This window comes from Novosphingobium sp. (genome assembly GCF_036733805.1).
Lineage (GTDB): Bacteria > Pseudomonadota > Alphaproteobacteria > Sphingomonadales > Sphingomonadaceae > Novosphingobium.
On the sequence record NZ_DAIMZT010000007.1, the window covers coordinates 1 to 26282 of the forward strand.

At 60.6% G+C, this 26282-nt stretch carries 29 protein-coding genes, 1 tRNA gene and 1 pseudogene; 16 read left to right on the plus strand and 15 right to left on the minus strand.

The window, feature by feature from the left end:
- The 4 genes from V7D69_RS03310 to V7D69_RS03325 all read left to right on the plus strand — a co-directional run.
- A partial coding sequence (locus tag V7D69_RS03310) for a hypothetical protein (protein WP_333605082.1) occupies positions 1-132 on the plus strand: 132 nt, incomplete at its 5' end.
- Between the two features lie 456 nt (positions 133-588).
- Entirely contained in the window at positions 589-1032 is a 444-nt protein-coding gene (locus tag V7D69_RS03315) for a DUF2231 domain-containing protein (RefSeq protein ID WP_333605059.1), read from the plus strand.
- A gap of 504 nt (positions 1033-1536) precedes the next feature.
- Complete coding sequence (locus tag V7D69_RS03320) at positions 1537-2298, plus strand: competence/damage-inducible protein A (protein ID WP_333605060.1); 762 nt, start codon at positions 1537-1539, stop codon at positions 2296-2298.
- Positions 2299-2302: 4 nt separating this feature from the next.
- On the plus strand, positions 2303-2866 hold the full coding sequence (locus V7D69_RS03325; RefSeq protein WP_324061204.1) for a hypothetical protein: 564 nt from the start codon (positions 2303-2305) through the stop codon (positions 2864-2866).
- A 61-nt stretch (positions 2867-2927) separates the two neighbouring features.
- Here the strand turns inward: V7D69_RS03325 and rplA are convergent, their stop codons facing one another.
- Together rplA and rplK are read right to left on the minus strand one after the other, a co-directional pair.
- Positions 2928-3629, minus strand: a complete 702-nt coding sequence (gene rplA / locus V7D69_RS03330; protein ID WP_324061203.1) for a 50S ribosomal protein L1 — start codon at positions 3627-3629, stop codon at positions 2928-2930.
- Between the two features lie 4 nt (positions 3630-3633).
- On the minus strand, positions 3634-4065 hold the full coding sequence (gene rplK / locus V7D69_RS03335; RefSeq protein ID WP_324061202.1) for a 50S ribosomal protein L11: 432 nt from the start codon (positions 4063-4065) through the stop codon (positions 3634-3636).
- Between the two features lie 255 nt (positions 4066-4320).
- Here rplK and V7D69_RS03340 point away from each other — a divergent pair, with 255 nt between their 5' ends.
- Both V7D69_RS03340 and V7D69_RS03345 read left to right on the plus strand, forming a co-directional pair.
- The gene (locus V7D69_RS03340; RefSeq protein ID WP_324061201.1) at positions 4321-4749 is read left to right on the plus strand and encodes an NADH:ubiquinone oxidoreductase subunit NDUFA12; all 429 of its coding nucleotides are present in this window, start codon (positions 4321-4323) and stop codon (positions 4747-4749) included.
- A 248-nt stretch (positions 4750-4997) separates the two neighbouring features.
- A pseudogene (locus V7D69_RS03345) lies at positions 4998-5180 on the plus strand (DUF2155 domain-containing protein); the annotation flags it as partial.
- A 35-nt stretch (positions 5181-5215) separates the two neighbouring features.
- Here V7D69_RS03345 and aat read toward each other — a convergent pair.
- Positions 5216-6064, minus strand: a complete 849-nt coding sequence (aat, locus tag V7D69_RS03350; RefSeq protein ID WP_324061206.1) for a leucyl/phenylalanyl-tRNA--protein transferase — start codon at positions 6062-6064, stop codon at positions 5216-5218.
- 91 nt (positions 6065-6155) lie between these two features.
- On the opposite strand from aat, the gene V7D69_RS03355 reads away from it, so the two are divergent.
- From V7D69_RS03355 to nusG, 4 genes are all read left to right on the plus strand, one after another.
- Positions 6156-6231 (plus strand) — tRNA-Trp (locus V7D69_RS03355).
- A gap of 163 nt (positions 6232-6394) precedes the next feature.
- Entirely contained in the window at positions 6395-7906 is a 1512-nt protein-coding gene (locus tag V7D69_RS03360) for a hypothetical protein (RefSeq protein ID WP_333605061.1), read from the plus strand.
- A gap of 125 nt (positions 7907-8031) precedes the next feature.
- The gene (secE, locus tag V7D69_RS03365) at positions 8032-8226 is read left to right on the plus strand and encodes a preprotein translocase subunit SecE (RefSeq protein ID WP_324061199.1); all 195 of its coding nucleotides are present in this window, start codon (positions 8032-8034) and stop codon (positions 8224-8226) included.
- 28 nt (positions 8227-8254) lie between these two features.
- On the plus strand, positions 8255-8791 hold the full coding sequence (gene nusG, locus V7D69_RS03370; RefSeq protein WP_333605062.1) for a transcription termination/antitermination protein NusG: 537 nt from the start codon (positions 8255-8257) through the stop codon (positions 8789-8791).
- 91 nt (positions 8792-8882) lie between these two features.
- Here nusG and V7D69_RS03375 read toward each other — a convergent pair whose 3' ends face one another.
- Entirely contained in the window at positions 8883-9389 is a 507-nt protein-coding gene (locus tag V7D69_RS03375) for a DUF192 domain-containing protein (RefSeq protein WP_324061197.1), read from the minus strand.
- Positions 9390-9935 (minus strand): regulatory protein RecX, encoded by a 546-nt coding sequence (locus V7D69_RS03380; protein ID WP_324061196.1) that lies wholly within the window; start codon positions 9933-9935, stop codon positions 9390-9392.
- Between the two features lie 148 nt (positions 9936-10083).
- On the opposite strand from V7D69_RS03380, the gene V7D69_RS03385 reads away from it, so the two are divergent.
- The gene (locus V7D69_RS03385; RefSeq protein WP_333605063.1) at positions 10084-11844 is read left to right on the plus strand and encodes a fatty acyl-AMP ligase; all 1761 of its coding nucleotides are present in this window, start codon (positions 10084-10086) and stop codon (positions 11842-11844) included.
- Positions 11845-11864: 20 nt separating this feature from the next.
- Here V7D69_RS03385 and V7D69_RS03390 read toward each other — a convergent pair whose 3' ends face one another.
- The 5 genes from V7D69_RS03390 to V7D69_RS03410 all read right to left on the minus strand — a co-directional run bounded on the left by V7D69_RS03390 (position 11865) and on the right by V7D69_RS03410 (position 16516).
- Positions 11865-12305 (minus strand): DUF2721 domain-containing protein, encoded by a 441-nt coding sequence (locus tag V7D69_RS03390; protein WP_324061381.1) that lies wholly within the window; start codon positions 12303-12305, stop codon positions 11865-11867.
- A 56-nt stretch (positions 12306-12361) separates the two neighbouring features.
- Positions 12362-13177, minus strand: a complete 816-nt coding sequence (locus V7D69_RS03395) for a class I mannose-6-phosphate isomerase (protein WP_333605064.1) — start codon at positions 13175-13177, stop codon at positions 12362-12364.
- A gap of 25 nt (positions 13178-13202) precedes the next feature.
- Positions 13203-14246, minus strand: coding sequence for a mannose-1-phosphate guanylyltransferase (locus V7D69_RS03400; protein ID WP_333605065.1), 1044 nt, complete (start codon positions 14244-14246; stop codon positions 13203-13205).
- 99 nt (positions 14247-14345) lie between these two features.
- Entirely contained in the window at positions 14346-15074 is a 729-nt protein-coding gene (locus V7D69_RS03405) for a TonB family protein (protein ID WP_324061375.1), read from the minus strand.
- A gap of 44 nt (positions 15075-15118) precedes the next feature.
- On the minus strand, positions 15119-16516 hold the full coding sequence (locus V7D69_RS03410) for a helix-turn-helix domain-containing protein (RefSeq protein WP_324061373.1): 1398 nt from the start codon (positions 16514-16516) through the stop codon (positions 15119-15121).
- A 147-nt stretch (positions 16517-16663) separates the two neighbouring features.
- On the opposite strand from V7D69_RS03410, the gene V7D69_RS03415 reads away from it, so the two are divergent.
- From V7D69_RS03415 to V7D69_RS03435, 5 genes are all read left to right on the plus strand, one after another.
- Positions 16664-18256: an isocitrate lyase gene (locus tag V7D69_RS03415; RefSeq protein WP_333605066.1), complete on the plus strand. Its 1593-nt coding sequence runs from the start codon at positions 16664-16666 to the stop codon at positions 18254-18256.
- Between the two features lie 121 nt (positions 18257-18377).
- Positions 18378-18548, plus strand: a complete 171-nt coding sequence (locus V7D69_RS03420) for a hypothetical protein (RefSeq protein ID WP_324061369.1) — start codon at positions 18378-18380, stop codon at positions 18546-18548.
- Between the two features lie 255 nt (positions 18549-18803).
- Complete coding sequence (locus tag V7D69_RS03425; protein ID WP_324061367.1) at positions 18804-20894, plus strand: putative bifunctional diguanylate cyclase/phosphodiesterase; 2091 nt, start codon at positions 18804-18806, stop codon at positions 20892-20894.
- Positions 20895-20983: 89 nt separating this feature from the next.
- On the plus strand, positions 20984-21913 hold the full coding sequence (locus V7D69_RS03430) for a 1-phosphofructokinase family hexose kinase (RefSeq protein WP_324061366.1): 930 nt from the start codon (positions 20984-20986) through the stop codon (positions 21911-21913).
- A 488-nt stretch (positions 21914-22401) separates the two neighbouring features.
- Entirely contained in the window at positions 22402-23889 is a 1488-nt protein-coding gene (locus V7D69_RS03435) for a DHA2 family efflux MFS transporter permease subunit (protein ID WP_324061364.1), read from the plus strand.
- Positions 23890-23912: 23 nt separating this feature from the next.
- Here the strand turns inward: V7D69_RS03435 and V7D69_RS03440 are convergent, their stop codons facing one another.
- Genes V7D69_RS03440 through V7D69_RS03460 form a run of 5 tightly spaced genes read right to left on the minus strand, consistent with a single transcriptional unit; the run spans position 23913 to position 26282 of the window.
- Entirely contained in the window at positions 23913-24518 is a 606-nt protein-coding gene (locus tag V7D69_RS03440) for a DUF938 domain-containing protein (RefSeq protein ID WP_324061362.1), read from the minus strand.
- A gap of 23 nt (positions 24519-24541) precedes the next feature.
- Positions 24542-24850 carry a hypothetical protein gene (locus V7D69_RS03445; RefSeq protein WP_324061360.1) on the minus strand — a complete coding sequence of 103 codons (309 nt, stop codon included), beginning with the start codon at positions 24848-24850 and terminating at the stop codon, positions 24542-24544.
- A gap of 26 nt (positions 24851-24876) precedes the next feature.
- A complete protein-coding gene (locus V7D69_RS03450) occupies positions 24877-25317 on the minus strand; it encodes a chemotaxis protein CheW (RefSeq protein ID WP_324061358.1) in 441 nt (146 codons plus the stop codon).
- 25 nt (positions 25318-25342) lie between these two features.
- The gene (locus tag V7D69_RS03455) at positions 25343-25714 is read right to left on the minus strand and encodes a response regulator (protein WP_324061356.1); all 372 of its coding nucleotides are present in this window, start codon (positions 25712-25714) and stop codon (positions 25343-25345) included.
- A gap of 16 nt (positions 25715-25730) precedes the next feature.
- Positions 25731-26282, minus strand: coding sequence for a chemotaxis protein CheD (locus V7D69_RS03460; protein ID WP_324061354.1), 552 nt, complete (start codon positions 26280-26282; stop codon positions 25731-25733).

Here is a 26282-nt window from a genome sequence, read left to right on the forward strand (position 1 = left end):
GCCGATGCGCCGGAGATTGACGGCAACGTTTTCCTGCGCAGCGTCAGCAAGGACGTGCAAGTGGGCCATATCGTGGAAGCGATAGTGGAAGACGCCGATGAGCATGACCTTTTCGGAGTGATAGCCTCCTAATAAGTTTACGGACGGGTCCGCATGGGATTGCAAGATATGCAATTGCGACAAAGTTTTTCGCATTTGCACAATCGAGCCTCGGCGCGCATATGGAGCGGGCCTTTCAGGCATCCTCTCCCAAACACTTCAGGGCTGGTCTTCGGACCAGCCCTTTCTTTTTGCCCGTCGAAGCGCGGATTCGCGCCGGGGCGGGAACCCAGGCCCTTTTCAAAGCATTCCTTAACAGTCGCGTCGATGAAAGGCGCGTTCGGTGCGAGGACCGGGTCGATCGGACATCCCCACCGTCGCCATAAACACACGCATGGGCTGCATGCTCGAATAGGACCCGGTCGATCGCACATGGGACTGCCCATGCCACGGGTGACGTTTCACGTCCGCTGGACGAGGGATCCGCAGCCCGGTGGTAGAATCGCTGGGACCGGTCGCTTGCCCCGGCAATCAGGAGGAGTTCAAGCCATGAACGAACTTCGAAGCACCGCGACAATCAACGGGCATCCCATCCATCCCGTCCTGGTGACGATACCGATCGGCCTGTTCATCGCGGCTTTGGTCAGCGACCTCGCCTTCGTGGCGGATGGTTCCCCGGCTTGGGCTGTCGCTTCGCGATGGCTGCTGGGCGGCGGTCTTACGGGCGCGCTTCTCGCGGCGCTCGCGGGTTTCACAGATTTTCTGGGAAATGCACGCATCCGCGAATTTCGAGACGCCTGGTTGCACATGTTCGCCAATCTGACGGTTGTGGTGATCGAAGCCATCAACCTGGTCCTCCGATTGCTGAACCCGGCCATCACAGGCTCACTGGGCATCGCGCTGTCCGTCGTCGCCGCTCTCTTGTTGCTGTTCAGCGGATGGAAGGGCGGGGAACTGGTCTTCCGCCATGGGGTCGGCCAGATCGAGCGATGATTGCACCGGCGCTGCGAAAGGCATTTTCCTGACAGCGCGGTTCGCATGCGGCATGCAAGGGCAGGCCACCACGCTCAGTCAGTCCCGCCATAAAGCATTTTCCTACAGATATGCGGGCGCGCTATCCTCCAGCCATGTCCCTCACCGCATCGACTCCTATCCGCATACAAACCGCGCCGATGGTCGAAAAACGCATGCGCGAACCGTATGCAGCCGGAGTGGCTATTTTGCTCCTGGACTGTGTAAACTGTGTCAACCGCACGGGTTCGCAATGCGCCTCGGCGCTTCTGCCGGAGGCAGTAATTGCAAGAAATGCAACAGCTATCACTCTTTTCGCGTTTGCGGCATCAGCCTTTCCAAAGCATACGGGGCGGGCCTTTCAGGCATCCTCTCCCAAACTTCTACGGGCTGGCCTTCGGGCCGGCCCTTTCTTTTTGCACGGCGCATCGCCGCTGCGAGCGCGAGGCTCTGGCACGCCAGACGCAATTGTCCTAGCGAGGCTCCATGGCCAGCTCCTCGCGAATCTACACAGCCGCCCTGGTCGTGATCGGCGACGAAATCCTTTCGGGGCGCACTCATGACAGGAATATCGCGCAAGTCGCATCCTGGCTGCAGGTACAGGGCATACGCCTGCGGGAGGTGCGCGTGGTGGCCGATGATACGGCGGCGATCGTGGAAGCCGTAAATACGCTGCGGGCCCGCCACGATTATCTCTTCACGACCGGCGGAATCGGCCCGACTCATGACGATATCACCGTCGACGCCATTGCCGAGGCGCTGCAGGTTCCGGTGATCGTTCATCCAGAGGCTCGCGCGATTCTCGAAAACTATTACCAGACGCGCGGCGGATTGACGGAAGCGCGGCTGCGCATGGCCCGCGCGCCTGCAGGAGCCAGCCTGATTCCGAACCGCTATTCCGGCGCGCCTGGCATACACCATGGCAATGTGTTCATCATGGCGGGCGTGCCTAGCATCACCGCCGGAATGCTCGATGCGCTCTCCGGCCAGCTTGAAGGCGGGGCCATGCTGCTGTCCGAAACGATCGGCTGCTGGGTGGGCGAAAGCGAAGTCGCCGACCTCCTGCGCGAGACGGAACACGCCTTCCACACCTGCCAGATCGGCTCTTATCCGTTCTGGGCAGAAGGCAGAACGGGCGCGAACTTCGTGATCCGATCCGTGGATGCGGACGATCTGGCCGCTTGTGCACGTGCGCTCGTACAAGGGCTCGAAGCGCTGGGCAAACCGGCGGTGGCAGGAGGTATCTGATCGCTTGCCGCTCTTCGCCGGCCTATTTTTCGCCGCCTCGGTCAGTGCGGTTGTTTCTTCCACACCGACTCTTGAAGAATTTGAAGCGGTGCTGCGCCGCCATGACAGCGCGACACGCGCGCTGGAGGAATGGTGCGCGGCCCGCGGCCTTGCCGATCCGGCGCGGATCACGGCAAGCAATCTTGGCGCAGACGACAGGGATATGCCCAGAGATGCTCGGCGCGGTCTCCGGCTGAAGCAGGGCGATACCGTCGCCGTCCGCCATGTGGGGCTGAGTTGCGGGCAGACCGTGCTGTCAGTCGCCTGGAACTGGTATCTGCCTGCGCGCCTCACGCCGCAGATGAATGAGACGCTGCGCTCCGGCAATGCGCCGTTCGGCAAGGTCGTATCCTCGCTGCGCTTCCGGCGTCGGCCGCTGGAGACAATGCGCGGACGCGCGGACATTTGCCCGGACGGCACGATCTCCACGCATCGCGCCGTGCTCGTCCTGCCCGACGGCCGGCCGCTCGCATATCTGGTCGAGTGTTACACGCAGGCGAACTTGCGATCAGGCGATAACCGCCAATAAGAAAGGGCCGGGAAAGTTCTCCTTTCCCGGCCCTTCTCTATTCGGTGCAGTCCTGAAAGGATCAGGCGCCCGCCAGTTCCGCCGTATCGATCTTCAGGCCGGGGCCCATCGACGAGGACAACGTGACTTTGCGGACATACTTGCCCTTGGCGCCCGATGGCTTCGCCTTGACGATGGCATCGACGAAGGCGTTGAAGTTCTTCTGCAGGTCCTCATCAGCGAAGGACATCTTGCCGATACCAGCGTGAATGATGCCCTGCTTTTCGACGCGGAACTCGATCTGGCCGCCCTTGGCGTCCTTCACGGCCTGAGTCACGTTGGGAGTGACGGTGCCGAGCTTCGGGTTCGGCATCAGGCCCTTGGGGCCCAGAACCTTGCCGAGACGGCCGACCACGCCCATCATGTCAGGGGTGGCGATCACGCGGTCGTAATCGAGGTTGCCGGCCTGCATGTCTTCCATGAGATCCTCAGCGCCCACCTTGTCAGCACCGGCCGCAAGAGCCTCTGCGGCCTTGTCGCCCTTGGCGAACACGGCGACGCGCACGGTCTTGCCGGTGCCCGCGGGCAGCGACACCATGCCGCGCACCATCTGATCGGCGTGGCGCGGGTCAACACCCAGGTTCATCGCGATCTCGACAGTCTCGTCGAACTTGGTGGTTTTCAGATCACGCAGGGTCTGCAGCGCTTCATTGACGCCGTAGAGCTTCTGATTGTCGCCCAACTTCTCCGTCAGCGACTTCTGCTTCTTGCTCACCTTGGCCATGGAATCAGCCCTCCACCACTTCAAGGCCCATGGCGCGCGCCGAGCCTTCGATGATCTTCGTTGCGGCCTCGATGTCGTTGGCATTGAGGTCAGCCATCTTCACCTGAGCGATCTCTGCAAGCTGCGAACGCTTGATCGAGCCGGCCTTCACTTTGCCCGGCTCCTTCGAGCCCGACTTGAGGTTGATCGCCTTCTTGATGAGGAAGGTGGCGGGCGGAGTCTTGGTTACGAACGTAAAGCTACGATCCGCATAGACCGTGATGATGGTCGGGATCGGCATGCCGTTTTCAAGTTCCTGCGTGGCGGCATTGAACGCCTTGCAGAATTCCATGATGTTCACGCCGCGCTGACCCAGAGCCGGACCGATCGGTGGGGAGGGAGTCGCCTTGCCTGCAGGGACCTGCAGCTTGATATAACCTTCAATCTTCTTGGCCACGATGGCCTCCTTTCACACTTTCACATCCGCGCTGGCGAATGCTCATGTTAAGCGGTCGAACAGACGCCAAAGCGTCCTCCCGCGCGGGAATCGCACTGGCGGTGCCAGCCCGAAGGCGGCGGCCCTAATCGAATTGGCGAAAAAAGGAAAGCGCGATCGCACCATTTGCTCGCTATTCCCTCCCAGGCCGCTTAAGGCGGCGCACCACTTCAACACGCTTGCCTTGACCGGGGCAGAAAGGCTAACGCGCCTGCCATGGGAATCCTCGGCAAGATCTTCACTTGGTGGAACGGCGCCACTGTCGGCACTTCGCTCTTCAGCGCGATGAACGGCGAACATGTCGGCACGGACGCGCAGAGCAATAAATACTACCGGTCCAAGAAAGTGAAGACCATCGAAGGCTATGAAAAGCGCTGGGTGATTTATGCTGGCGCCAATGATGCCAGCAACGTCCCGGCCGAATGGCATGGCTGGCTGCACCATTCTTATGACGGGGTGCCCGAAAGCCACCTGCCCCCGCCCCGGATCTGGGAAGTGGATTATACGCCCAACGCCACCGGCACCGTGCGCGCCTATCTTCCGCAAGGCGCGCTCGAACGGGGAGGCCGCCGAGCTGCGGCAACCGGCGATTACGAAGCCTGGTCGCCGGACGGCGACAACCTCATCACCTCGCCGGAACGCTGAGGAACGGTCCCGTGAAGCGGGCCTTCGCCTTTTTAACGATGCTCGCCCCGCTGTCGCTGCTGACGGCTTGCGGTCGAGGGGAGCCTCCACCGGAACAGCAGGATACAAGCATTCCCGATGCCATCGCGGGCATGCAGGCCGGGCCGGCTCAGGCCGCGCAGGGGCAGCAGCTCGGCACGCCGAACAAGGACCGAGTGGTCACGCTAGGGGTGCTGAACAAGCGCAATAACCTGACTCAAGACCTGGTCATGAAGCCCGGCGAATCGAAACGTCTGGGCAACCTTGTCGTGAAAGTGGCGACATGCGAAAAAACCTTGCCGTGGGAGCAGCCTCAGGAAGAAGGCGCTTTCGTCCAGGTCTTCGTGGAAGAGCGCAACAGCCCTGCCGAAAAGCTGGCCTGGCACAAGATTTTCTCCGGTTGGCTGTTCAAGAACGCCCCCGCACTCAACGTTGTGGAGCACCCCGTCTACGACGTTTGGGTCAAGGCGTGCGCGATGAATTTCCCAGGAGAAGAGGCAAGCCCGGCCGACGCGGCATCGCCCAAGAGCGCGGCAAAGGCATCCGGCAAGGCCAGCACTCCGCCATCCCCCGCGCCATCGCCGCTGCCTTCCCCCAGCGCCGCCGCCTCCCCTGTGGAGACGCCCCCTGCTGAGGCAGCAAACGGCAGAGACTGAGCCTCCCCCGACCGAGCTGCGCGCAGCAACGCCAGATAGCGCTTCTGAGCGATCTCCACTGCCCCCAAAGACATGAGGTGGGGCGTGATGAACTGGCAATCGAGAAGGACGCCGCCGCCCCGCCGCAGCGCCGCCACCAGCCAGGCAAGTGCCACTTTCGAAGCGTCAGGCACGCGGCTGAACATGCTTTCGCCGCAGAACACGCGATCAAAGCCTACGCCATAAAGCCCGCCCACCAGACGCCGGCGACCGTCAGAACCTTCCTGCCAGCACTCCAGCGAATGGGCCCGCCTCAGACGATGCAAGTTTTCATAACTCGCCTGAATGCGATGGCTGATCCAGCTGCGCCCGTTGTCGTCGCCCTCCTCCTCCGCTTCGACTCCGCGGCGCGGCGCGGCGCATTCGTCCATCACGCGCGAAAATGCCGCATCGCACGTTACGGTAAACCGGCCGCGCCGTAGCGTACGCGCAAGCGAGCGGGACAGCCGAAAGCCGTCGAGCGGCAGGATCGCCCGCAGCCGGGGCTCGACCCAGAATATCTCCGGATCTTCGCGATTGTCCGCCATAGGGAATATCCCGCTGCGGTAAGCGAGCATGAGCATTTCAGGCTCGATCACGTCGGAGGATCGCGGTGCATGCATGCCCACAATGTAGCAGAAGCTGAAGGCTGCGAATATTGTCGGCGTGCCCTTGTAATCCGCTTCATCTCCATTTAGAGGCACCGGCGCCCGCAGGAGTGTAGCTCAGTTGGTAGAGCATCGGTCTCCAAAACCGAGGGCCGCGGGTTCGAATCCTGCCACTCCTGCCAGCTTCCCGATGGTGAATTGGCCCGGTCCGTCCGGGATTGCGACGAGTCGAGAGGACTTGCCTCTGGCGTAAGCCTTGCCAATTGCCTGTGGCGAGCTAGGACGGCCGGGTGGACGCGTCAGGAAAGTCGCGTCCGGTGTCAGCGGGGAAAGATTCAGTCGCTCATGCACGGAACGGCCCAGCCTGAGATAAGCGAACCAGGCGAAGCGCATCGCGGAAAGAATCACGAAGCCTTCTGGCTGGGCATTGTCCTTTCGTGCCTGGCCGCGCTGCCCGCGCTCGTGGCCTGGGCCCCGCAAATGACGGACTATCCGTCGCATCTGGCCGGCTTCAAAGTGATGCTGGATCACGGCTACGATCCCTTCCTGACGCATTACTTCCTGTTCAAATGGGAATGGACCGGCAATCTCGGGGCCGAGATGCTGATGGTTCCCTTGGCGCCGATCTTCGGACTGGAAGGGGCCGGTCGCCTGATCGTCGCCTTGATTCCCTTCCTTACCGGCCTTTCGATCGTGGCGGCGGCCTGGAGCCTGCGTAAACGCATCGGCGTGGGTGCGATCCTGGCTTTCGCGATGATCTGGTCGCCTTCACTCCTGATGGGCTTCCTCAATTATTCGCTTTCGCTGGCCATGGCGCTTTTCGCCTTCGCTCTGTGGGTGCGCATGGAGGCATCGCCGTGGCGGCGCGTGGTGTTCGTGCCGATCAGCTTCGGTGTGTGGCTGTGCCATGTCTCCGGCTGGGGCATCATGGGCGTGCTGATATTCGGCTATGAATGGACGATGCGGCGTGGTTGGCGGGACTGGGTCCCGTTTACCAAGCCCTGGCCACTGGCTTTCCCGCTGGTGCCCATGCTGGCCGGAATGGGCGCCAATTCCAAAGTGTCATACGGAAGCTGGGGCGTTCTCGACTATAAGTGGGGCATACTTTACAAGGCGATGCGCAGTTACGATCGCCCTTTCGACATCGCCTGCCTGTGCGTGGTGCTGGCGGTGATCGCCTTTGCGCTCGTGTCGAAACGCTTCGACGGTCGGGTGGGGTGGGCGGCGCTGATCCTGCTTGTGCTGACAATGATCGTGCCCCGCCAGATTTTCGGCGGCGATTATGCGGACTATCGCCTGAGCACCGCCGCTCTTCTCGTCGCCTGCCTGGCGATCGACTGGCAGGTGCCCCGCTGGGGCCTCGCCGTGGCGAGCCTGCTGTTCACCTCTCGTCTCGCAATGACGACAGTCGCCTGGTATCAGGACGCTCAAACCGCGCGGCAGATGATTACCGCACTCGATCTGGTGCCCGTGGGCTCGCGTATCGCCACAGCTGTCGCCATTCCTCGCACGCAATGGATCTTCGGCCCGTTCGAGCATTTCGGCAGCTATGCCGTGGTCCGCCGCAGCGCCATGGAAAATTCGAACTTCGCCCTGCCTGATGTGCATATGCTGTCCATGCGCGAGACGAAATATCGCTTCAATGACCCGACGCAGCGGATTCTTTACTCGCCCGAACAGCGGATCGACTTGCGCAAGTTCAAGCCCGCGCGCCACGCCGATTACCTTTGGTTCATCGGCAATGTGCGACCGGTGGCGCTGCCCGACGGCGCTCGAATCGTCTACGGCGCGCCCAACTCGTTCCTTGCGCGCCTTCCCGATGCGGTGGACCTTGCAAATCCAGCGGACGGAAGCTAAATCCCCCTTTCCTTCCGACAAGCGGACTTCATCTGCCCCTCCCGGCTCCGGCCGGGGCGGCGATGACCCCTAGCCGGAAACCACGACGTTTTTGCACAGGCATCAGAGATACGAGAGCGACTGACATGGCCAAGATCAATCCCGGCGAGTTCATGCGCCAGGTCCAGGCGGAAACGCGCAAGATCTACTGGCCCTCGCGCCAGGAAACGGTGACGACCGCGATCTTCGTCGGCATCATGACGGTGCTGCTTGCCGTCTTCTTCCTGGGTGTGGACGCGCTGTTCGGCTGGGTCGTCAGTTCGCTGCTGTCGCTCCTCTGATTGCCTGAAAACCGATAAAGAGAGAACCATGGCCCGCTGGTATATCATCCACGCCTATTCCGGTTTCGAGAACAAGGTAAAGGAATCCATCCTCGCCGAGGCAGACCGGATGGGCCTGTCACAGCTTGTTGAGGACGTGCAGGTTCCTTCCGAGACGATCACCGAAGTCAAGCGTGGCAAGAAGGTGCAAGTCGAACGCAAGACCATGCCCGGTTATGTGCTCGCCAAGCTCAACATGAACGACGATATCTATCACCTGGTCAAGAATACACCGAAGGTGACCGGATTTCTCGGTTCGAGCGGCAAGCCGCAGGCAATCAGCGAAACGGAAGCTGCACGCTACTTCGGTGCCGCCGAAGCGGCCGCCGCCGCACCGCGCAAGACCGTCAACATCGATTACGAGATTGGCGATCAGGTTAAAGTGCTCGACGGACCTTTCGCGAGCTTCAACGGTATTGTCGAAGAGCTCGATTTCGACAAAAACCGCGTCAAGGTGTCAGTCTCGATCTTCGGCCGGGCAACGCCGGTGGAGCTTGATTTCGAGCATGTCGAACTCAGCAAATAGTTTATGGCGCCGGGTTTTTCCGGCGCCTGCTTTTTCTAGTCCTGCCTGGTGACCGCTACTCTTGCCAGGGAGGTGGAAATTAGCCCAAGCGCTACCATTCCACCTTGTCACCGGGCTCAATGCCCAATGCCGCTGCGCGGCCCCCATTCAGTTCCAGCACTCCGCTTGCCAGGCCCGCGGCCGGTAGCGGCGTCTCATCGTAAGGCGCGGCATTGGCCGCGATGTTAAGGATGCGATGGTCCGTCCCGACGAAGATGATGTCGAGCGGGATAACCGTGTTCTTCATCCAAAAAGCCGGACGGCGCGGCGGATTTTCCGGGAAGATCATACCTTCGTCAGCGCCCATCTTCGTGCGAAACATCAGGCCCTTTTCCTGCTGCGCATCAGTGGCGGCCACTTCGACCCGGAACGTATGAACCCCGCCGCGCGACCTGATCCTCAGTGGGATGACAGGCAAACCGGATTCCGGGTGCAGCGCAGGTTGCGAGCGGGCAACCGCCTTGCCCGCGGCCTCGGGCGCTCCTCTGGAACATGCCGCCGCAGGAAGCAGCGTCGGCGCGAGCAACACGGCGGCAACGAAAGTCCTGGTCAGGCGCACTCAGTCTTCTCCGAAAGCCGAATCGGCCCATTCTTCAACCGTTTCGGGATCGCTGGCATTGACGATCCAGCGCGCGATGTCGAGCGTATGGCCGGCCCGCAGCATCGCCCCGATCTGTTTTTCACGCATCGGCCGATCCAAAGCCTGCATCGCGAAAGGGCCGAAACGTCGCCGCCGAGCCATGACGAGCGCGGCGCGGCGCTGCGCGCCTTCCAGCGGGCGCATCTGCAGACGTACCTGGTCTTCGATACCTGCCTGACCGAGCGCTTCGCTGACGCGCCGGGCGCCGTAACCCCGTTGCAACAGGCTTCCAGCCTTGAGGCGTGCCCAGACTGCATCGTCGACGTAGCCCAGATCGGCATATCGGTTCACGAGCGCTTCGACCGGCGGAGTCCCTTCTCCCTCCCAGCCCCGTTCCCGCAGCTTACGCCGGAGATAAGCGCCGAGCTTCGCTTGCGTCGTGGCAAAACGCGCGACATAGGCCAGCGCCAGTTCCTCAAGGCGGGCCGACGTAAGAGGGTGCGGATTGCGACGCTTAGCGGACATCTTGCCCTATTCGTGCCACACTCGGCTCAGAATGGGGAGAGTGCGATAAAGAAAGGCGGAAAACAGCTATTCTCGGTTCATGTTAGGGCCGTTAGAGCGGCCTACTCCGCAAACAAAAACGTTATAACAGCAACGGGTTAGATAAAAAATGGCCGACACCATCAGTATGGTGCCGAATTCGGGCGAGGCACTTGCTGCGACGCCGAACGACGATGCTCTGCCCCGTCGTTTCGCCGATTTCGACACGTTCTGCGAGGCGCTCGACTACGCCGCCGCCGGTAAACGCGGATTCAATTTCCATGATCCACGCGGCACCCTGACGCGCGTCTATACCTTCCGTGAACTGCGCGAGGATGCCCTCGCCGCCGCCCACGCGCTGGTTGCACGTGGGGTCAAGCCGGGCGACCGCGTGGCGCTGATCGCCGAAACCGGGCCGGACTTCGCCGCCTTATTCTGTGGCACAGTCTATGCCGGCGCATGGCCGGTGCCGCTGCCGTTGCCCACCAGCTTTGGCGGCAAGGAAAACTATATCGAACAGCTTGCCGTCCAGCTCACCAGCTCGGATCCGGTCATACTCGTCGGTCCGGACGAAATCGCGGAAATGACGGCTTCTGCCGCTTCGCGGCAAGGCTGCGGTCATGCAACCTGGGCCGATTTCGCGGCTAAGGACGCCCCAGCCTGCCAGCTGCCAAAGCCGAGCGCGGACGACATCTGCTATCTTCAGTATTCCAGCGGCTCCACACGCTTTCCGCATGGGGTGGCGGTTACGCACCGCTCGCTTTTATCGAACTTGGCCGCGCATAGCCACGGCATGCAATTGAGGGACGGCGACCGCTGCATTTCGTGGCTCCCTTGGTATCACGATATGGGCCTGGTCGGCTGTTTCCTTTCGTTGATCGCCAACCAGGTATCGGGTGACTATCTCAAGACCGAGGATTTCGCCCGCCGTCCGCTCGCCTGGCTGGATCTGATAACCCGCAACAAAGGCACGTCGATCTCGTACTCGCCGACTTTCGGTTATGATATTTGCGCTCGCCGCATTTCCAGCCTCAGTTCAGTGGCCGATCGCTTCGATCTTTCCCGGTGGCGGCTTGCAGGCAACGGCGCTGACATGATCCGGCCAGACGTAATGCAGAACTTCGTCAACGCCTTTGCCGAGGCGGGTTTCAAGGCAAGCGCCTTCCTGCCCAGCTATGGCCTTGCCGAGGCGACGTTGGCCGTTACCATTATGCCGCCGGGCGAAGGGATCCGCGTCGAACTGGTCGAAGAAGAGCGCCTTTCGGGCAGTCCGCGCGATCTTTCCCGCCCGGCCCGCTATCGCGCCATTGTCAACTGCGGTAAACCGGTGCTGGGGATGGACGTGGTGATCCGGGGCGAGCATGAGGAGACTCTGGGCGATCACAAGATCGGCAAGGTGTGGTGTCGGGGCAGCAGCGTGATGCACTCCTACTTCCGCGATCCCGAAGCGACTGCGGCCTGCATGGTCAACGGATGGCTCGACACCGGCGACATGGGCTACATGGCCGACGGCTACCTGTTTATCGTCGGCCGCGCCAAAGACATGATTATCATCAACGGCAAGAATCACTGGCCGCAGGATATCGAATGGGCTGTCGAACAGCTTCCCGGTTTCAATCATGGTGATATCGCCGCCTTCTCCATTGAAATGGAAAACGGCGAAGAAACACCGGCGGTGCTCGTCCACTGCCGCGTTTCCGATCCGGAGGCCCGTGTGGTCCTGCGCGATCAGATTCGCGACAAGGTACGTTCGATCACCGGCATGAACTGCGTGATCGAACTTGTCCCACCCAAGAGCCTGCCACGCACCAGTTCAGGCAAGCTTAGCCGGGCCAAGGCAAAAAAGCTCTATCTCTCGGGCGAGATCGAGCCGTTCAAGCTGGCGGCCTGAAACAGCGCCGCCAGAAGTGCTTAGATATTGCGGTGGAGTTCCAGGTAATCGCGGGGGATCCTCAAGGCCGCCGCCGCGACCTGGGTTTCTCGCAGAAACATGACCAGCGCGGCGAGCAATAGCACCACTGACGCGAGGAACATCACGGCCGCCGGGATGTGCAGGTCGACACCGAAGATCCCCTGCACGAAGAGGACCGCCACGGTGATGCCGATGGACAGGCCGGAAATCACCAGCACGCGGATCGCCTGAGCGATGATGGCGATACGTCGGTCAACCACGCGGATTTCGAGGACCACCAGGTCATGGGCCTGCCCCTCAGTTTCATTATGCAACCGTTGCAACGCTCGGGCGCGATCCACAACGCGCCCGAGCCGGGTGGAAAGAATGTTGAGGATATTGCCGATCGCCACCAATACGAAAACAGGGGCGAGGGAAAGCTGAATAGTCTGGCCGATCATGTGGCTCTTGTTACCGGAACACGTGCGGTTGCCAATGGGCAGAAAACGCCGTCGGTTCAAATCGCGCAAACTGCGGCCAGAAGGCAAACGCCATTGTCGGCAAATCGCACCGCCCCGATGCTGTCCGCCAGGGCGCAGCTGCCCGGTGCCAGGGCATGGCCGGCGACTTCCACAGGCCCTGTACGCGGAATCACCAAGAGATTGCCGGGATAGCGCGCCGCGATCGCCGCTGACGGAGCGCCTTGAACCTGATCGAGCAAAAACAGGGGACCATTGACGAGAGTATGGGAGCCCCTCTCCGCCACTCGTTTGTGCCATCGCCCCGTCGCGTAAGGCTCACCTTTCGATACCGCCACTCCGTCTTCCAAATGCAACTCTCGCGGGCGGCCGTAGTCATAAAGGCGATATGTGATGTCGCTGTTCTGCTGCACCTCGATCAGACTGACCCCAGCGCCGATAGCGTGCACGGTATTGGCCGGGATATAAAAGAAGTCGCCGGGTGAGATCTCATGCCAGGTCATCAGCGCCTCAATCGAACCGTCGAGCGCGGCTTCGCGCATGGCCTGAGCGGTGATGGGCCGATCGAAACCGATGCCGAGCGTCGCGCCGGGCTCAGCGGCGAGGATCAACCAGCATTCTTCCTTGCCCTGACGGCCGAGGCCCTTCGCCAACGTCTGCGCATCCGAGGGATGAACCTGAACCGAGAGCTTTTCACTGGTGAAGATATATTTGACCAGCAAGTCCGGCAATTGCGCGGGGGGTTCGAACCAGATCTCGCCGATGCGCTGCCCGGCAGGCGCCACGAAAGGAACCGGAAGCGAGTCCTTGCCCCAAGGCTTCTCGACCTGCCGGATCGGCAAAACACCGCTCATCGTCTGCTTCCCTTGGATCCGCGTCCTACTGGTTGACCGCTCCAGAGAGCTTGCCCACCTTCTGCACATCCGAAACGGCGGTAATCATGATGTCGTTCCCGTCTACGACCACGATCACGTCCTCCAGTCCGACCACGGAAACCCGCGGTCCGTCGCTGTCAACCAGAACATTACGGCAATCGACCAGTTCGACCGGGCCCTGGCATCGCACGGCATTGCCGTTCGCATCCCGCGCCAGCGCCAGATGCAAGGCATACCAGTTGCCGATATCCGACCAGTCCATGTCAACCGGAACCATCGCGGCGCGATCAGTATTCTCCATCACCGCGTAATCGACGGAATCGCTGTCCACACCGGCAAAAATTTCGGCGTCGGGATGGAAACGCCGTCCATCGACCGCGCCCTGCGCCACTGCTTTGGCCACCACAGCCGCGATCGCCGGACGGTGCGCCTTCAGTTCATTCAGGAAATCCTTGACACGGAACGCGAAAATCCCGCCATTCCAGGCATAGCCGCCGTCCGCGAGGAATGCCTTCGCCCGCTCCAGGTCCGGCTTTTCAACGAACTGTGCCGTCCGAAAGCCCTTGTCGCCAATAGGTTCCCCTCGTTTGAGATACCCGAAGCCGGTCTCAGGTGCGGTTGCTTCTATCCCGAAGGAGACCAGCCAACCTTCGCGCGCCAATTCGTCGGCGGCGCAGGCCGCTTCAGCGAAAGCCTGCGGATTGCCGATATGATGGTCGCTCGGGCAAACGAGCATGACGGCATCTTCCGGCAGTCGATATGCAGCCAGCGCAATCGCCGCCGCCGTGTTCTTAGCAGCGGGTTCGACAATGACTTGCGCGTCCGCCACATCGCCGAGTTGCTCTTCCACATGCTCGAGGTGTTGGCGACCGGTCACCACCACAGGCGGCGCAAAACCAGCGTGCGTGGGACAGCGGGCCAAAGCCGCCTCGAACAGCGTGCAATCGCCGACCAGGGGCAGGAACGGCTTGGGCTTGCTGGTTCGGCTTCGGGGCCACAGACGCGTACCGCTGCCCCCACACAAGATTACTGGAACGATTTCGGGCATGTCTTCCGCTCAATTGTGCAGGTTTGCCCCGCAAGGTTAATACCGGCAAAATGCTGCATTGCAACGGCAGCTTGGCTCAAATCCGGTGCTGTTCGTACGCTAATAGAACCAACGCTGCCGCCAGCGATAGATGGCTTCACGCGGGCGCCCGGCGGCATCCTTGGCGGCACGGAAGCGGAAACGCCTTGTCGCAAGGTCACAGGTGATCCGATCTGCGGCGGGATCCGGACTGGGTTGGACGACCTGACATCCCGTCACGCGCCCATCCGTTCCGACCGTAAGATCGATCGTGACCGCGGCACCAATCCGGAGATCCCGACTTGCCCTTGGGTAATCCCTGGCAGAGTTGATGTCGCCTTCCATCTTGACCGCCGAACTGCCTATGCCACCGCCCAACCCTGCACCTCCTTCGCCGGCGCCAATGCCCGCGCCCATACCAGAAGCCCCTGTGTTCTTCCCCTCTTCACGCGCACCAGATGCGTTCTCACGCCCGGTGCCAGCGACCGGCGGCGCCTGCGTGGGTTTGATGACGATTTGCGCCAGGGGTGCCTCTTTCATTTGCGGGGTTGCCCTGCGGCCCGGAGGTGCGGCGGCGCCTCTTTCTGCAACGGTCACCGCGGGCGGCAATGACGGCGGCGCAGTCGCCAGTGGCGGCGCGATCGGAACGGTCACGGCGAATGTCTGCGTGACATAGCGGACCACCCCAACCCCGAACTGTGGAGTAAATGCCCGGATGAGCCCGATCATCAGCACGACGTGAAGCAGAACCACAAGGGCCGCAGCCACCCATCGCGTCTCGCAACTGGTCCTGAGATCGGCCTGTGCCATTCCCGATCCATGCCATGCGCCGCTTTGCCAAAGCAACGTTTTCGTCAGCTTTCAGCGAAAGCGTAAGGCTGAGCCGTTCGGAGATAATCATCGGCCAGCACGTCACGTCCGATCGGCGGCACGGCGCGCGCAGTGCAGGCAGTGCGATGACATAGACGGCAAGTGACCCCGATCGGGGTCGTAGCCGCCGTTTTTGGATCGATTCCGGCGGCATATACCAGGTTCCCAACTTGATCGGCAGAGCAGGCCAGTGCCACCGCCCGCAAAACCCGGAGCTGACCGAAGCCAGTCCCACCGCCCGTAACGGTGCGCGCGATGGAAAAGAAGCGTTCGCCGCCTGGCAGTTCCAACCATTGCGTCACGATCTCTTCCGGTCTGCGGAACACCTGATGCAGATTCCACAAGGGACACCCCCCTCCATGAGCCGCAAAAGGAAAGCCCGCTCCATCAAGTCGCTTCGAAACGTTTCCTGCCTCATCCACTCGGATGAAAAAGAAGCCCACCCCTTCCTGGCCCGGCCGCTGCAAGGTGGTAAGCCGATGCGCCACCTGCTCGAAACTGGCGCCGAACAAGCCGCACAGCGCATCAATATCATACCCACGTTGCGCGGCCGCGCGAGCGAACTTGCCGTACGGCATGCGGATCGCCGCCGCGGCGTAGCCCGCCAACGCGCGTATCAGCAAAGTGGAGGTGGCACTCCCCGCAAAGCTTTCTTCGCGCACGATCTGCTTGATGTCGGTACGCATCGCCGCGTGCGCGATATGTGTCGCGATCTGGAAGGCGCGACTTGCGCCGTCGAGCGTGTCGGCAATCAGAAGTTGCTGGTTGTGTCGATCGAACCGTCGCAATGACTCCATCAGGACATCGGGGGGCAGAAAGCGCACGCGCACGCCCTTTGCGGCAAGCCAGTTCACCGCACCTCCGTTCGCTTCAATTTCGGCGGCAAGGTCCTCCGCGCGGCTGTCCAGCGCGTGAAAATAATTGCGGCGGGCGGCAAGGAAGCGCTGCGCCTCACGTACCGGCTCGTTCTCGTCGGCGCCCGGCTCCGCCGTCCGCCGCTCCGCCAAGGCTTGCTGCTCGCGCACATAAGCACCGTGCAGGCGCAGGAGCGCTTCCGATATGCCGGGAAAGCTCATGGCCAGATCAGCAACTTCCAACGCGGGCAGATCGATATCGGCAAAGATCGGATCGCGCAGCACAGCTGCAAGCCGTCGCGCATAGTCCTCACCCTCGTCGCCGGCGATATCGGCGATCTCAAGCCGGTAAGTCCGCGCCAGGCGCAGGAGCATGTCGGCCGTTACCGGCCGTTGATTGCGTTCCAACAGAGCCACGTAGCTGGCCGAGATTTCCAAATCATCAGCCATGGCCTGCTGCGTGAGGCCCAACTCGCGGCGAAGCCGGCGTAGCCGGGGCCCTAGGTAAAGCGGGCGGTTTTCTGCCATGGGCGTTACTCTTGTCTGAAACACACAACTTTACAATGAAATTCTGTAAAGTTTTACAACGCGACTTCGGAAGCCGTTCCGGTGCGGGAAATCAGGAGCTACCTCAGATCCATAGCACAGCAATTTCTTCCGCGAGGGATACGAAACGTGACTTACCAGAGCCAGATTATCGAAGCCGACAAGACCATCGGCAGCGAAGCCACCTGGAATGGCATCGAAGCGGAGTCCGTTGCACGGATGCGGTTGCAGAACCGCTTCCGCACCGGCCTGGACATCGCCCGCTACACCGCACGGATCATGCGTCAGGACATGACCGCGTATGATGCGGATCCGGCCAGCTATACTCAATCGCTCGGCTGCTGGCACGGCTTTATCGGCCAGCAGAAGATGATCTCTATCAAGAAGCACTTCGGCTCCACGAAACGCCGCTACCTCTATCTTTCCGGGTGGATGGTGGCCGCTTTGCGCAGTGAGTTCGGACCGCTGCCCGATCAGTCGATGCACGAGAAGACCAGCGTGTCGGCGTTGATCGAGGAACTCTACACATTCCTGCGTCAAGCCGATGCTCGCGAGTTGGGCATGATGTTCCGCGACCTCGACAAGGCGCGCGTCACCGGGGACGAGATCGAGGTCCAGCGCATCCAACACGCCATCGACAACCATGAAACTCACGTGGTGCCGATCATCGCCGACATCGACGCGGGCTTCGGCAATGCGGAGGCCACTTATCTTCTCGCCAAAAAGTTCATCGAGGCGGGCGCTTGTTGCATCCAGATCGAAAACCAAGTTTCGGACGAGAAACAGTGCGGCCACCAGGACGGGAAGGTCACAGTTCCGCATGAGGATTTCATCGCGAAGATCCGCGCTGTCCGTTACGCCTTCATGGAGCTTGGCGTTGATGAGGGTCTGATCGTTGCCCGCACTGACTCGCTGGGCGCCGGTCTGACCAAACAAATCGCCTTCACCCGCGAAATCGGCGATATCGGCGACCAATACAACAGCTTCCTCGATTGCGACGAAGTGGCTCCGGCTGCCCTCGGCCACGGGGACGTCCTCATCACCCGCAACGGTAAGCTGTTGAAGCCGAAGCGGCTGCCCAGCAACTTGTACCAGTTCCGTCCCGGAACCGGGGAGGACCGTTGCGTGCTCGATTGCATCCAATCGTTGCAGAATGGAGCCGATCTCTTGTGGATCGAAACTGAGAGGCCGCACATCGGCCAGATCGGCGGAATGGTCAGGCGCATTCGCGAGGTGATACCCCACGCCAAGCTGGTTTATAACAACTCACCTAGCTTCAACTGGACACTCAACTTCCGTCAGCAGGTTTTCGATGCCTGGGAAGCGGAAGGCCGTAACATGAGCGCTTACGATCGGGCCAAACTGATGAGCGTCGATTACGACGGCACCGAATTGGCGGCGGAAGCCGACGAACGTATTCGCACTTTCCAAAGGGACGCGGCGCGCGAGGCCGGCATCTTCCATCACCTGATTACCTTGCCGACTTATCACACCACCGCGCTCAGCACGGACAACCTTGCGAAGGAATACTTCGGCGAAGCCGGGATGCTGGGCTACGTCAAGAACGTCCAACGCCAGGAAATCCGTCAGAACATCGCCTGTGTGAAGCATCAGAACATGGCCGGGTCCGACATCGGCGACGATCACAAGGAATACTTTGCCGGCGAGGCCGCCCTGAAGGCGGGCGGCTCCGCGAATACAATGAACCAGTTCGCTGCTTGAACAATCGGGAACACCCAGGATTGCCGACGGGCGCGCTTTTAAACTTTCTAGACTTTCGTTCCGCTCGGCAGACAACCCGCTCCCGGTCCAAAGCACGCGAGCGCAGAAAGGAGACGTCAAAATGAACGCCACCACGACCGAACCAGCCCGCGCCCGCGCGGTGCTTTCCAGCGAGGACTTCAAGCTGCTGCAGGAAGCCGTCTTGTTCTACCTGAAGGCGCATGAGGACGACCCGGTCTCGTCCAAGTATTCCAACCTCTACCATCGCTTGGGTTCGGCCGGCCGTCGCTGACGCATCGCCGGAGAGCTTCTGAGGAAATGCGTGCCCGCCGCGCCACGAATGCGGCGGGCATTAGATCGGCCATCAATGCCGAGGCAGATAGCGACCCAAATCGAAACCATACGTAATCGTACGCTTTTAACACGAGGGCGAGCCTTCCTCTCTGCGCTCATCGGATCAACTGCCTGCAAAAAATCGCAATTTTTGTCTTTGTATTAGCAAGAAAATTAACATTCGGCCCATACCTTACCTAAGTGAGGGCAGGACATGCATCATCCATTGTTTGAAGAGCGATCGGGAAGAGCGGCTGCCGAACAAGTTCGGCAATCGCTGGAGTTTGCGCTTCAAGCGGCCTCGCAGGCGGAGAAACGCCTGCGCGAAGGGATAGAAGCACTTCCGCAAGGCATCGTCTTTCTGGACGAAGAAGGCCGCTATATCCTTTGGAATGAGAAATACGCCGAGATCTATTCCCGGTCAGCAGACCTCCTGAAGCCAGGCGTAAAGCTGATTGACGCTCTTCGCACAGGCTTGGAGCGGGGCGACTATCCAGACGCCACGGGCCGCGAGGAAGAATGGCTGGCCGAGCGCCTTGAGCGGCTGATGGAGCCGGGAACGCGTCACGAGCAATGGCTCTCCAACGGGCGTTGCATCATGATCGAGGAGCGCAAGATCGAGGGATGCGGCACCATCGGCATCCGCGTTGACATTACTGATCTTAAACAAAAAGAGGAAAACTACCGACTGCTTTTCGAGCGTAATCCTCTCCCCATGTTGGTCTACGATGCCAAGAGCGGACTGATCCGTTCCGCGAACGAAGCGGCCAGTGCGTTTTTCGGTTATTCACAAGATCAATTGGCCGGCCTTCCAGCAAGTGTTCTCTTTCCGGAGGTGCTGAAATCGCAAGCTCGGGAGATGTTGGCGGCCGACCATTCCGATACGGACAATTGTTGGAAGATGTTGCGACGGGACGGCTCGTCGATCGAGGCGGTCATCACTACGCGCCTCTCGCAACTCGAGAGCTACGCCGAGACGATCGTTTCAATCTTCGATATTACTGAACGTCGGCGCATTGAGCAGCAATTGACGCATATGGCGCGTCATGACGAATTGACCGGCCTTGCCAACCGAGCCTTTTGCCGCGAGCATCTGCATGAGGCGCTGGATAACGCCGGGCCGGGCGATACCGTGACGATTGCCCTCGTCGATCTTGACCATTTCAAGGCGATCAACGAAACCTACGGATACCGATTCGGCGATTCCCTCCTGACCGAAGCGGCTTCGCGCATGCTCAAAGAAATTCCGCCGGACACGCTGCTGAGCCGGATCGGCGGCGATGAATTTGCGATCGTGTTTCGCCACTCCAGCATCACACAAGCAGAACTGGTCGCCAAGGCGATCATTGGCACGCTGTCCGAACCCTTTTTCGTATGCGGACACGTTATCCATATCGGCGCCACCATCGGCTTGGCATCGTCCCCCCGCGATAGCCGCGATGCCGAAACCCTGGCTCGCTACGCGGACCTAGCCCTCTATACCGCCAAAGGTGAACAACGGGGCACCTGCAGGTCTTTCGAAACGCAGATGAACACGGCTGCACAGGAAAAGAGCCAGCTTGAAAAGGATCTTCGTGTCGGCCTGCGCCAAGGCGAGCTGGAGGTGCATTACCAACCGCTGGTCAACCTCTCGACCGGTGAGATCGAGTGTTACGAAGCACTCCTGCGCTGGAACCACCCCACGCGCGGCTTAGTGCCGCCGGACGTCTTCGTGCAGATTGCGGAGGAAATGGGCCTGATCGACCAGATTGGCCGGTTCGTACTGCACCAGGCATGCACCGACGCCATAGGTTGGCCGCGGCATGTAAAGGTTGCCGTCAATGTTTCTCCACTGCAGTTCCGCAGTGGAAACCTGCTCAGCACTGTTATCAATGCGCTCTCGAGTTCGGGCCTGAGCGCCGATCGGCTTGAATTGGAAATCACGGAAGCCGTGTTGATGGAACAGGGGCCCCGCCCGGCTGCGATCATCCGCAATTTGAGAGCTTTCGGAATAGGCATCTCTCTCGACGACTTCGGAACGGGTTATTCCTCGCTTAGCTATCTGCTCAATTATCCATTCACAAAGATCAAGATCGATAAGTCTTTCATTCGCAACCTGCATAATGAGGCGAGTTCGCGCGCTGTGATCCGCGCGGTGATCGGGCTCGGCAGAAGTCTGGGCCTAACGGTGGCGGCGGAAGGCGTAGAAAATGAAATCGAGCGCGACTATCTGCGCGAGGAAGGCTGCACTCAGGGCCAAGGCTATCTATTCGGCAAACCCAAACCGCCGGGTGGCCTTATCGCGCTTCACAGCCGCGCCGCCTGACAAGGGCGCCAGGGCCTGTTGACCCGGCACGAGAAGCTGCCGAAATGGGCAGGCGAATTTCCAGCCGCCGGTTTCCGGAGCCTCTTCTCATGAAAACCATCGCCACGCTGACGATGAACCCAACGATCGACGTATCGTACGACGTCGCAAAGATGCGTCATACGCACAAGATGCGCACCGACAACGAATGGTATGCCCCCGGCGGAGGTGGCATCAACGTGGCCCGCGTTTTCGTGCGCCTGGGCGGCAACGCGCGATGTTATTACCTCTCGGGCGGCGCGACGGGGCCGGCGCTGGATGGGCTGATCGATCTACACCAGCTTGTCCGCACCCGCATAGCTATCGCAGGCCCAACACGGATCGCTTCCGCTGTTCTCGAACGCGAAACCGCAAAGGAATACCGCTTCACGCCGCAGGGACCTAGAATTGCCGAGCCCGAATGGAGGGAATGTCTTGATCGTCTGGCCGAGACCGATTGCGACATCATGGTGTTAAGCGGATCATTACCTCCCGGTGTGCCAGACGATTTTTATGCCCGCGTCATCCGGATACTGCGCCCCCGCGGGATCGAGATCGTACTGGATAGTTCTGGCGAGGCGCTGGCGCACGGCATCAACGCCGGGTCGCTGCTGCTGGTCAAGCCGAGCCAAGGAGAACTGCAGCAATATGCAGGGCATAAGCTCACCTCGCGAGGGGCGATTAGCAAGGCTGCAATGGCCATTGTCGAAGCAGGCAAGGCACGACTGGTCGCCGTAACTATGGGTGCCGAAGGTGCAGTATTAGCCCGGGAGGAAGGCGCGATATTCCTGTCGGCGTTGAAGATCGATGCAGCCAGCGCCGTGGGCGCCGGCGACAGTTTCACGGCGGGCATGCTTTACCAGCTTTGCCGAGGCGACAACGAGGTGGCGGCGTTCCGCTTCGGCATCGCGGCCGGTTCTGCCGCGGTGCTGCGCGCGGGCACCGGACTCGCGCACCCGGCAGACATCGATAGGCTGCTGAAACTGACCCCGCCACTGTAGCTCAGGATGGATGAAGTGTTGCCGACGGAGCACTTCCCAATCGTGTGAACAACCGCACTTTTCATGCAACCGCAAATGCTGCAATTCTCGCTTTGCCAAACGCGGTTTATGTTGCAAGATGTTCTTGAAAGGTCATCGCGACCTTACCGGCGTTGGGAGAGAGCGCGCCGGGGAACTTCACCCCGGCGCGCCGATCTTCTCGCAATCGCAACACAATTCCGCTGCCACCTTCGCTCTCATTACGCCCGTGATTACGCGAATTTCACAGCAGCCAAATCTCTTTAAATGGATCGTAACGCCAAAACATTGTGCAATGCAACATCGGTTTGTGAATTATTGTGGACTGAAAGTCGGCTAACGGCCGATTCGGGATAGCAACGTTGCGATCAGTCGCCACCTCCGGTAGGACCTGTAGAAAGCGAGTCCCTGTCCTCTCTCCTGCTTATCTTGTGAACCCTCCCTATCTTCCTGCTGCGACCCGGCGGCTCATGTCATTCTTCGTAATGGCTGCGGCGATCATGAATCAGATCGATACCACGATCGCCAACGTCGCGTTGCCATATATCCAGGGAAGCACCTCGGCTTCGCGTGAGCAGATCACCTGGGTGCTCACTTCCTATATCGTAGCATTGGCGATTTTCACGCCACTGACGGGCTGGCTCGCCGGGCGCTTCGGCCGAAAGAGAGTGGTGCTGGTCTCTATATTCTTTTTCACCTTGACCTCCGGCCTGTGCGGCGCAGCGATCAATCTTGACGAGTTGATCGCATTCCGCATCCTTCAGGGCATTGCGGGAGCTGCACTGTTGCCCATGAGTCAAGCCACCCTGCTTGACGCCTATCCGCCTGAAGAGCACGGCAGGACCATGGCCGTATTCGGCCTTGCCGCGATTACTGGACCCTTGGTTGGCCCCCTTGCCGGCGGATGGCTGACCGAACACATGTCATGGCGGTGGTGCTTCTTCATCAATCTCCCGATCGGCATCATGGCCTGGCTCGGTCTTGCCGCAACGATGCCGGAATACCCCGGAAAGCGAGGGACAAGATTGGACTTCCTTGGCTTTGCATTGTTAGCAGTCGGCATCGGCGCACTGCAGCTTTTGTTTGACCGCGGGCAAGTGCAGGACTGGTTTTCCTCTACCGAGGTCTGCATCTATGCCGTGGTGGCGGCCTGCGCATTCTATCTTTTCGTAGTCCATTCGCTGACGACGCAGCACCCTTTCGTCAGCGCAGCCGTATTTGCGGATTGGAACTTCGTAGTGAGTTCGATCGTCGGATTTTTCCTGGGGGTGCTGATCTTCAGCCCTATGGCAATCCTGCCGGAAATGCTCTCAAGCCTGTTTGGCTATCCAATTATGGATGTCGGCTTCGCCCTGGCTCCGCGCGGGTTGGGGGTGATGATCGCGATGTTGGCGATGGGGCAGCTTATCAATCGTGTCGATGCGCGCGTGCTGATCGGCTTCGGCATGCTGCTCTCGTCCTATTCGATGTGGCGTCTCTCGCACATGACATTGCAGTCGAGCAGTTGGATCATCGTCTCCACCGGCGTGATCCAGGGCATTGGATCAAGCTCTATTTTCGTACCGCTCGCCATGATGACCTTCTCCACTCTGCCCGCCCATCTGCGCAATGAGGGCGCCGCCCTCAACACGCTATTGCGCAGTTATGGCGGCGCTGCCGGAATCGCTCTTGTGCAGGTGCTCCTCTATCGCAACGAGGCGCGTGTGCAGTCACGACTTACGGAAGGAGTGCGTCCAGACAATCCAGTGGTCCAATGGGCTATGCCCAATGCTGACTTTTCCCTGCCGTCCTCCGTCGCAGCGATCGAAAACGCGGTGGTCCGGCAGGCGACCATGGTGGCCTATATCGATGCTTTCTGGGCTCTTTCCATCCTAGGGATCGCCGGGTGCGCAATGGTGTTCCTGCTGCGCCGACCAAGCCGCGCCCAGGCGCCCGCGGAACAGATGGTCATTGAGTGACCGGTTCCGACCTGGCGTAGCTTTCAGTTCTTCCTGAACACGACAGAGAGATTATTCGCGGGCATTTCGATCACGCGATCAAGCTCAAGCCCTTCGGAAAGAGCGCAGGCACACACCTCGTCCAGCTCTCGCAGACCCCAGCGTGAATCGCGGCGGCGCAAGTCTTCGTCGAAGATCTGGTTGCTTGGTTCAATCGGGTGGCCGGAACGACGATAGGGACCATAAAGCACGAGCGGTTGGCCGAACGATAACAGACGGCCAGCCTCAGCCATCAGCCCCTCCGTCGCTTCCCAAGGGCTGATGTGGATCATGTTGATGCAAACGATGGCATCCACACCTTGGACCGGCCACGGTCGCTTGCGCGCGTCAATAAGGATTGGTTCCCGCAGATTGGGGAGATCTTCCGCCTCCCGCCACGCAGCGATGGACGCCCGTGCGCCATCATCGGGGTCGCTCGGCTGCCAAGCCAAGTTTGGCAGCGCACGAGCGAAGTGGACGCCGTGCTCACCCGTTCCACTTGCCACTTCCAACACCACGCCCACCGGTGGCAATATCTCGCGCAGCACGGTCAGAAGCGGCTCGCGATTGCGAGTCACCGCAGGCGCGCATCGTCGTTTATCCAGAGCCATAGACGGGGCCTACGCGTCGCTTTTCAATCCCACAAGCTTAGAGCGTCGGCAGAACCGGGCTTCTCGATAGGCACCTCGCACGGCACGTTCCCGGTTTCATCGATGAACCCGGAAAAGCGGCCACGCAGGGCGTCAAGGCTGATCCGGTTCATCTCCACCGCGCTGAAGCCCGCCGCGATGATCGCCGCCAGGGCACGCTGCTTCTGCGCGATTAGATCGATCGCCTGGAGTTCGCGCATATGCCTTGCGGCGAAATGCTCGTCGCGGCACAGCACTTCGCCCAACGCCTCGATCTCGCAACCGAGTTCGCCCAGCACTTCGGCCATCGTCATGAATTTGGGTTCCTGGATCATGCCGATCAGGCCGCGATCGCATGACCTTCGGATGCGCTAAGCGCCTGCAGATCAAGCACCATAACCATGCGATCCTCAATCGCGGCAAGCCCTTCGAGAAACGGTGTCACGTTTTCTTGGCCCGTGGTCGGTGGCGGCTGCAGGTTGTCGGTATCGAGCGCAACGATATCGCTGACGGAGTCGACGATGAGCCCCTGCGACTGGCCATTCACCTGGCATACGATGATGGCGTGACGGGGAGTGGCCTCCGTCGGCGTCCAGCCAAGCCGGGCGGCAAGGTCAATCACCGGCAACACAGTGCCACGCAGATTAACGACACCGGCGACGTAATGCGGCACCCGCGGCATGGGGGTAACCGGAGTCCAGGCGCGGATCTCGCGGATCGCCATGATGTCGAGCGCGAAGATCTGGCCGGCGACTTCGAAGGTGATGAGCTCGCGGTGCATATCCTGAACCTCCTTTGCGGCAATATCAGTGAGCGACGCGGCGCACAGCCGCGACGAGCTTGTCGGTATCGAACGGCTTGACGATCCATCCGGTCGCACCCGCGGCGCGGGCGCGTGCCTTCTTCTCGTCCGAGCTTTCCGTGGTCAGCACGAGGATCGGCCGGTCACGATGGCGGGTGCCGCCGCGCACCTGCTCGATCAGACCGAAGCCGTCGAGGCGCGGCATGTTGATGTCAGTAATGACAACGTCGACTTCATTGACCGCCAGCCATTCAAGGGCCGAAACCCCATCGTCGGCCTGCGAAACTTCAAAGCCGTTGGACGTAAGCGCGTGGTTGAGCAGTGCACGCATGGACGCGCTGTCATCTACGGTGAGAATGCGGGTGCTTTTCGACATCGGGTGCCTCGTTTTATCAGAACAGTTCGACTTCGCCGCGCGGAACCGGGCGGAATGCGGGTTGGGGGATATCCTCGGGCGCGTCCGAGGAAGCGACAGATCGGGCCCGGACCTTGCCCGAAGCGGGACGAAAATCGACACGACGGGCGCTGGTGCCGCCCAGGTCCTCGCGAACCAGTTCTATGCGTTCGCGGAGCAGGAAGCTGCGTGCAAATTCGGCATTGGCAGTGCCGATTTGCTGCATCCCCGCGCGGATGTTCGCACCACCATAGAGGTGCGCACGCAGGCGATCCTTGCGAGCGCCATAGCCCAGCATTTCGTTAATCAGCATTTCCATGAGATAGACGCCGTAATGCACGTCGACTTCGCCCTGAGCGTGGCTGGCGGGGGGCTCAGGCAGAAGAAAATGATTCATCCCGCCCAATTCCACAACGGGATCATAAAGGCAGGTGGCGACGCATGATCCGAGCACAGTGCTCAGTTCCACCTTGGGGCCGGCGCTAACCTTAAACTGCCCCTGCATCACGGTCAGGCGTGTTATGTTGATCGAGCCGAGTTCGAGCGACAT

Coding starts and splice junctions, on each gene's coding strand:
- V7D69_RS03450 (WP_324061358.1), bottom strand. CDS start 25,317: ATGCACCGCGAGCTCATCACCTTCGAAGTCGCCGGCCAGATCTTCGCG.
- V7D69_RS03320 (WP_333605060.1), top strand. CDS start 1,537: ATGGCCAGCTCCTCGCGAATCTACACAGCCGCCCTGGTCGTGATCGGC.
- V7D69_RS03395 (WP_333605064.1), bottom strand. CDS start 13,177: ATGAGCGGTGTTTTGCCGATCCGGCAGGTCGAGAAGCCTTGGGGCAAG.
- V7D69_RS03430 (WP_324061366.1), top strand. CDS start 20,984: ATGAAAACCATCGCCACGCTGACGATGAACCCAACGATCGACGTATCG.
- aat (WP_324061206.1), bottom strand. CDS start 6,064: ATGCATGCACCGCGATCCTCCGACGTGATCGAGCCTGAAATGCTCATG.
- V7D69_RS03425 (WP_324061367.1), top strand. CDS start 18,804: ATGCATCATCCATTGTTTGAAGAGCGATCGGGAAGAGCGGCTGCCGAA.
- V7D69_RS03400 (WP_333605065.1), bottom strand. CDS start 14,246: ATGCCCGAAATCGTTCCAGTAATCTTGTGTGGGGGCAGCGGTACGCGT.
- nusG (WP_333605062.1), top strand. CDS start 8,255: ATGGCCCGCTGGTATATCATCCACGCCTATTCCGGTTTCGAGAACAAG.
- V7D69_RS03445 (WP_324061360.1), bottom strand. CDS start 24,850: ATGACGATGGCCGAAGTGCTGGGCGAACTCGGTTGCGAGATCGAGGCG.
- V7D69_RS03360 (WP_333605061.1), top strand. CDS start 6,395: ATGCACGGAACGGCCCAGCCTGAGATAAGCGAACCAGGCGAAGCGCAT.
- V7D69_RS03315 (WP_333605059.1), top strand. CDS start 589: ATGAACGAACTTCGAAGCACCGCGACAATCAACGGGCATCCCATCCAT.
- V7D69_RS03385 (WP_333605063.1), top strand. CDS start 10,084: ATGGCCGACACCATCAGTATGGTGCCGAATTCGGGCGAGGCACTTGCT.
- rplA (WP_324061203.1), bottom strand. CDS start 3,629: ATGGCCAAGGTGAGCAAGAAGCAGAAGTCGCTGACGGAGAAGTTGGGC.
- V7D69_RS03410 (WP_324061373.1), bottom strand. CDS start 16,516: ATGGCAGAAAACCGCCCGCTTTACCTAGGGCCCCGGCTACGCCGGCTT.
- V7D69_RS03440 (WP_324061362.1), bottom strand. CDS start 24,518: ATGGCTCTGGATAAACGACGATGCGCGCCTGCGGTGACTCGCAATCGC.
- V7D69_RS03460 (WP_324061354.1), bottom strand. CDS start 26,282: ATGTCGCTCGAACTCGGCTCGATCAACATAACACGCCTGACCGTGATG.
- V7D69_RS03455 (WP_324061356.1), bottom strand. CDS start 25,714: ATGTCGAAAAGCACCCGCATTCTCACCGTAGATGACAGCGCGTCCATG.
- V7D69_RS03420 (WP_324061369.1), top strand. CDS start 18,378: ATGAACGCCACCACGACCGAACCAGCCCGCGCCCGCGCGGTGCTTTCC.
- V7D69_RS03390 (WP_324061381.1), bottom strand. CDS start 12,305: ATGATCGGCCAGACTATTCAGCTTTCCCTCGCCCCTGTTTTCGTATTG.
- V7D69_RS03405 (WP_324061375.1), bottom strand. CDS start 15,074: ATGGCACAGGCCGATCTCAGGACCAGTTGCGAGACGCGATGGGTGGCT.
- V7D69_RS03435 (WP_324061364.1), top strand. CDS start 22,402: ATGTCATTCTTCGTAATGGCTGCGGCGATCATGAATCAGATCGATACC.
- secE (WP_324061199.1), top strand. CDS start 8,032: ATGGCCAAGATCAATCCCGGCGAGTTCATGCGCCAGGTCCAGGCGGAA.
- V7D69_RS03380 (WP_324061196.1), bottom strand. CDS start 9,935: ATGTCCGCTAAGCGTCGCAATCCGCACCCTCTTACGTCGGCCCGCCTT.
- V7D69_RS03340 (WP_324061201.1), top strand. CDS start 4,321: ATGGGAATCCTCGGCAAGATCTTCACTTGGTGGAACGGCGCCACTGTC.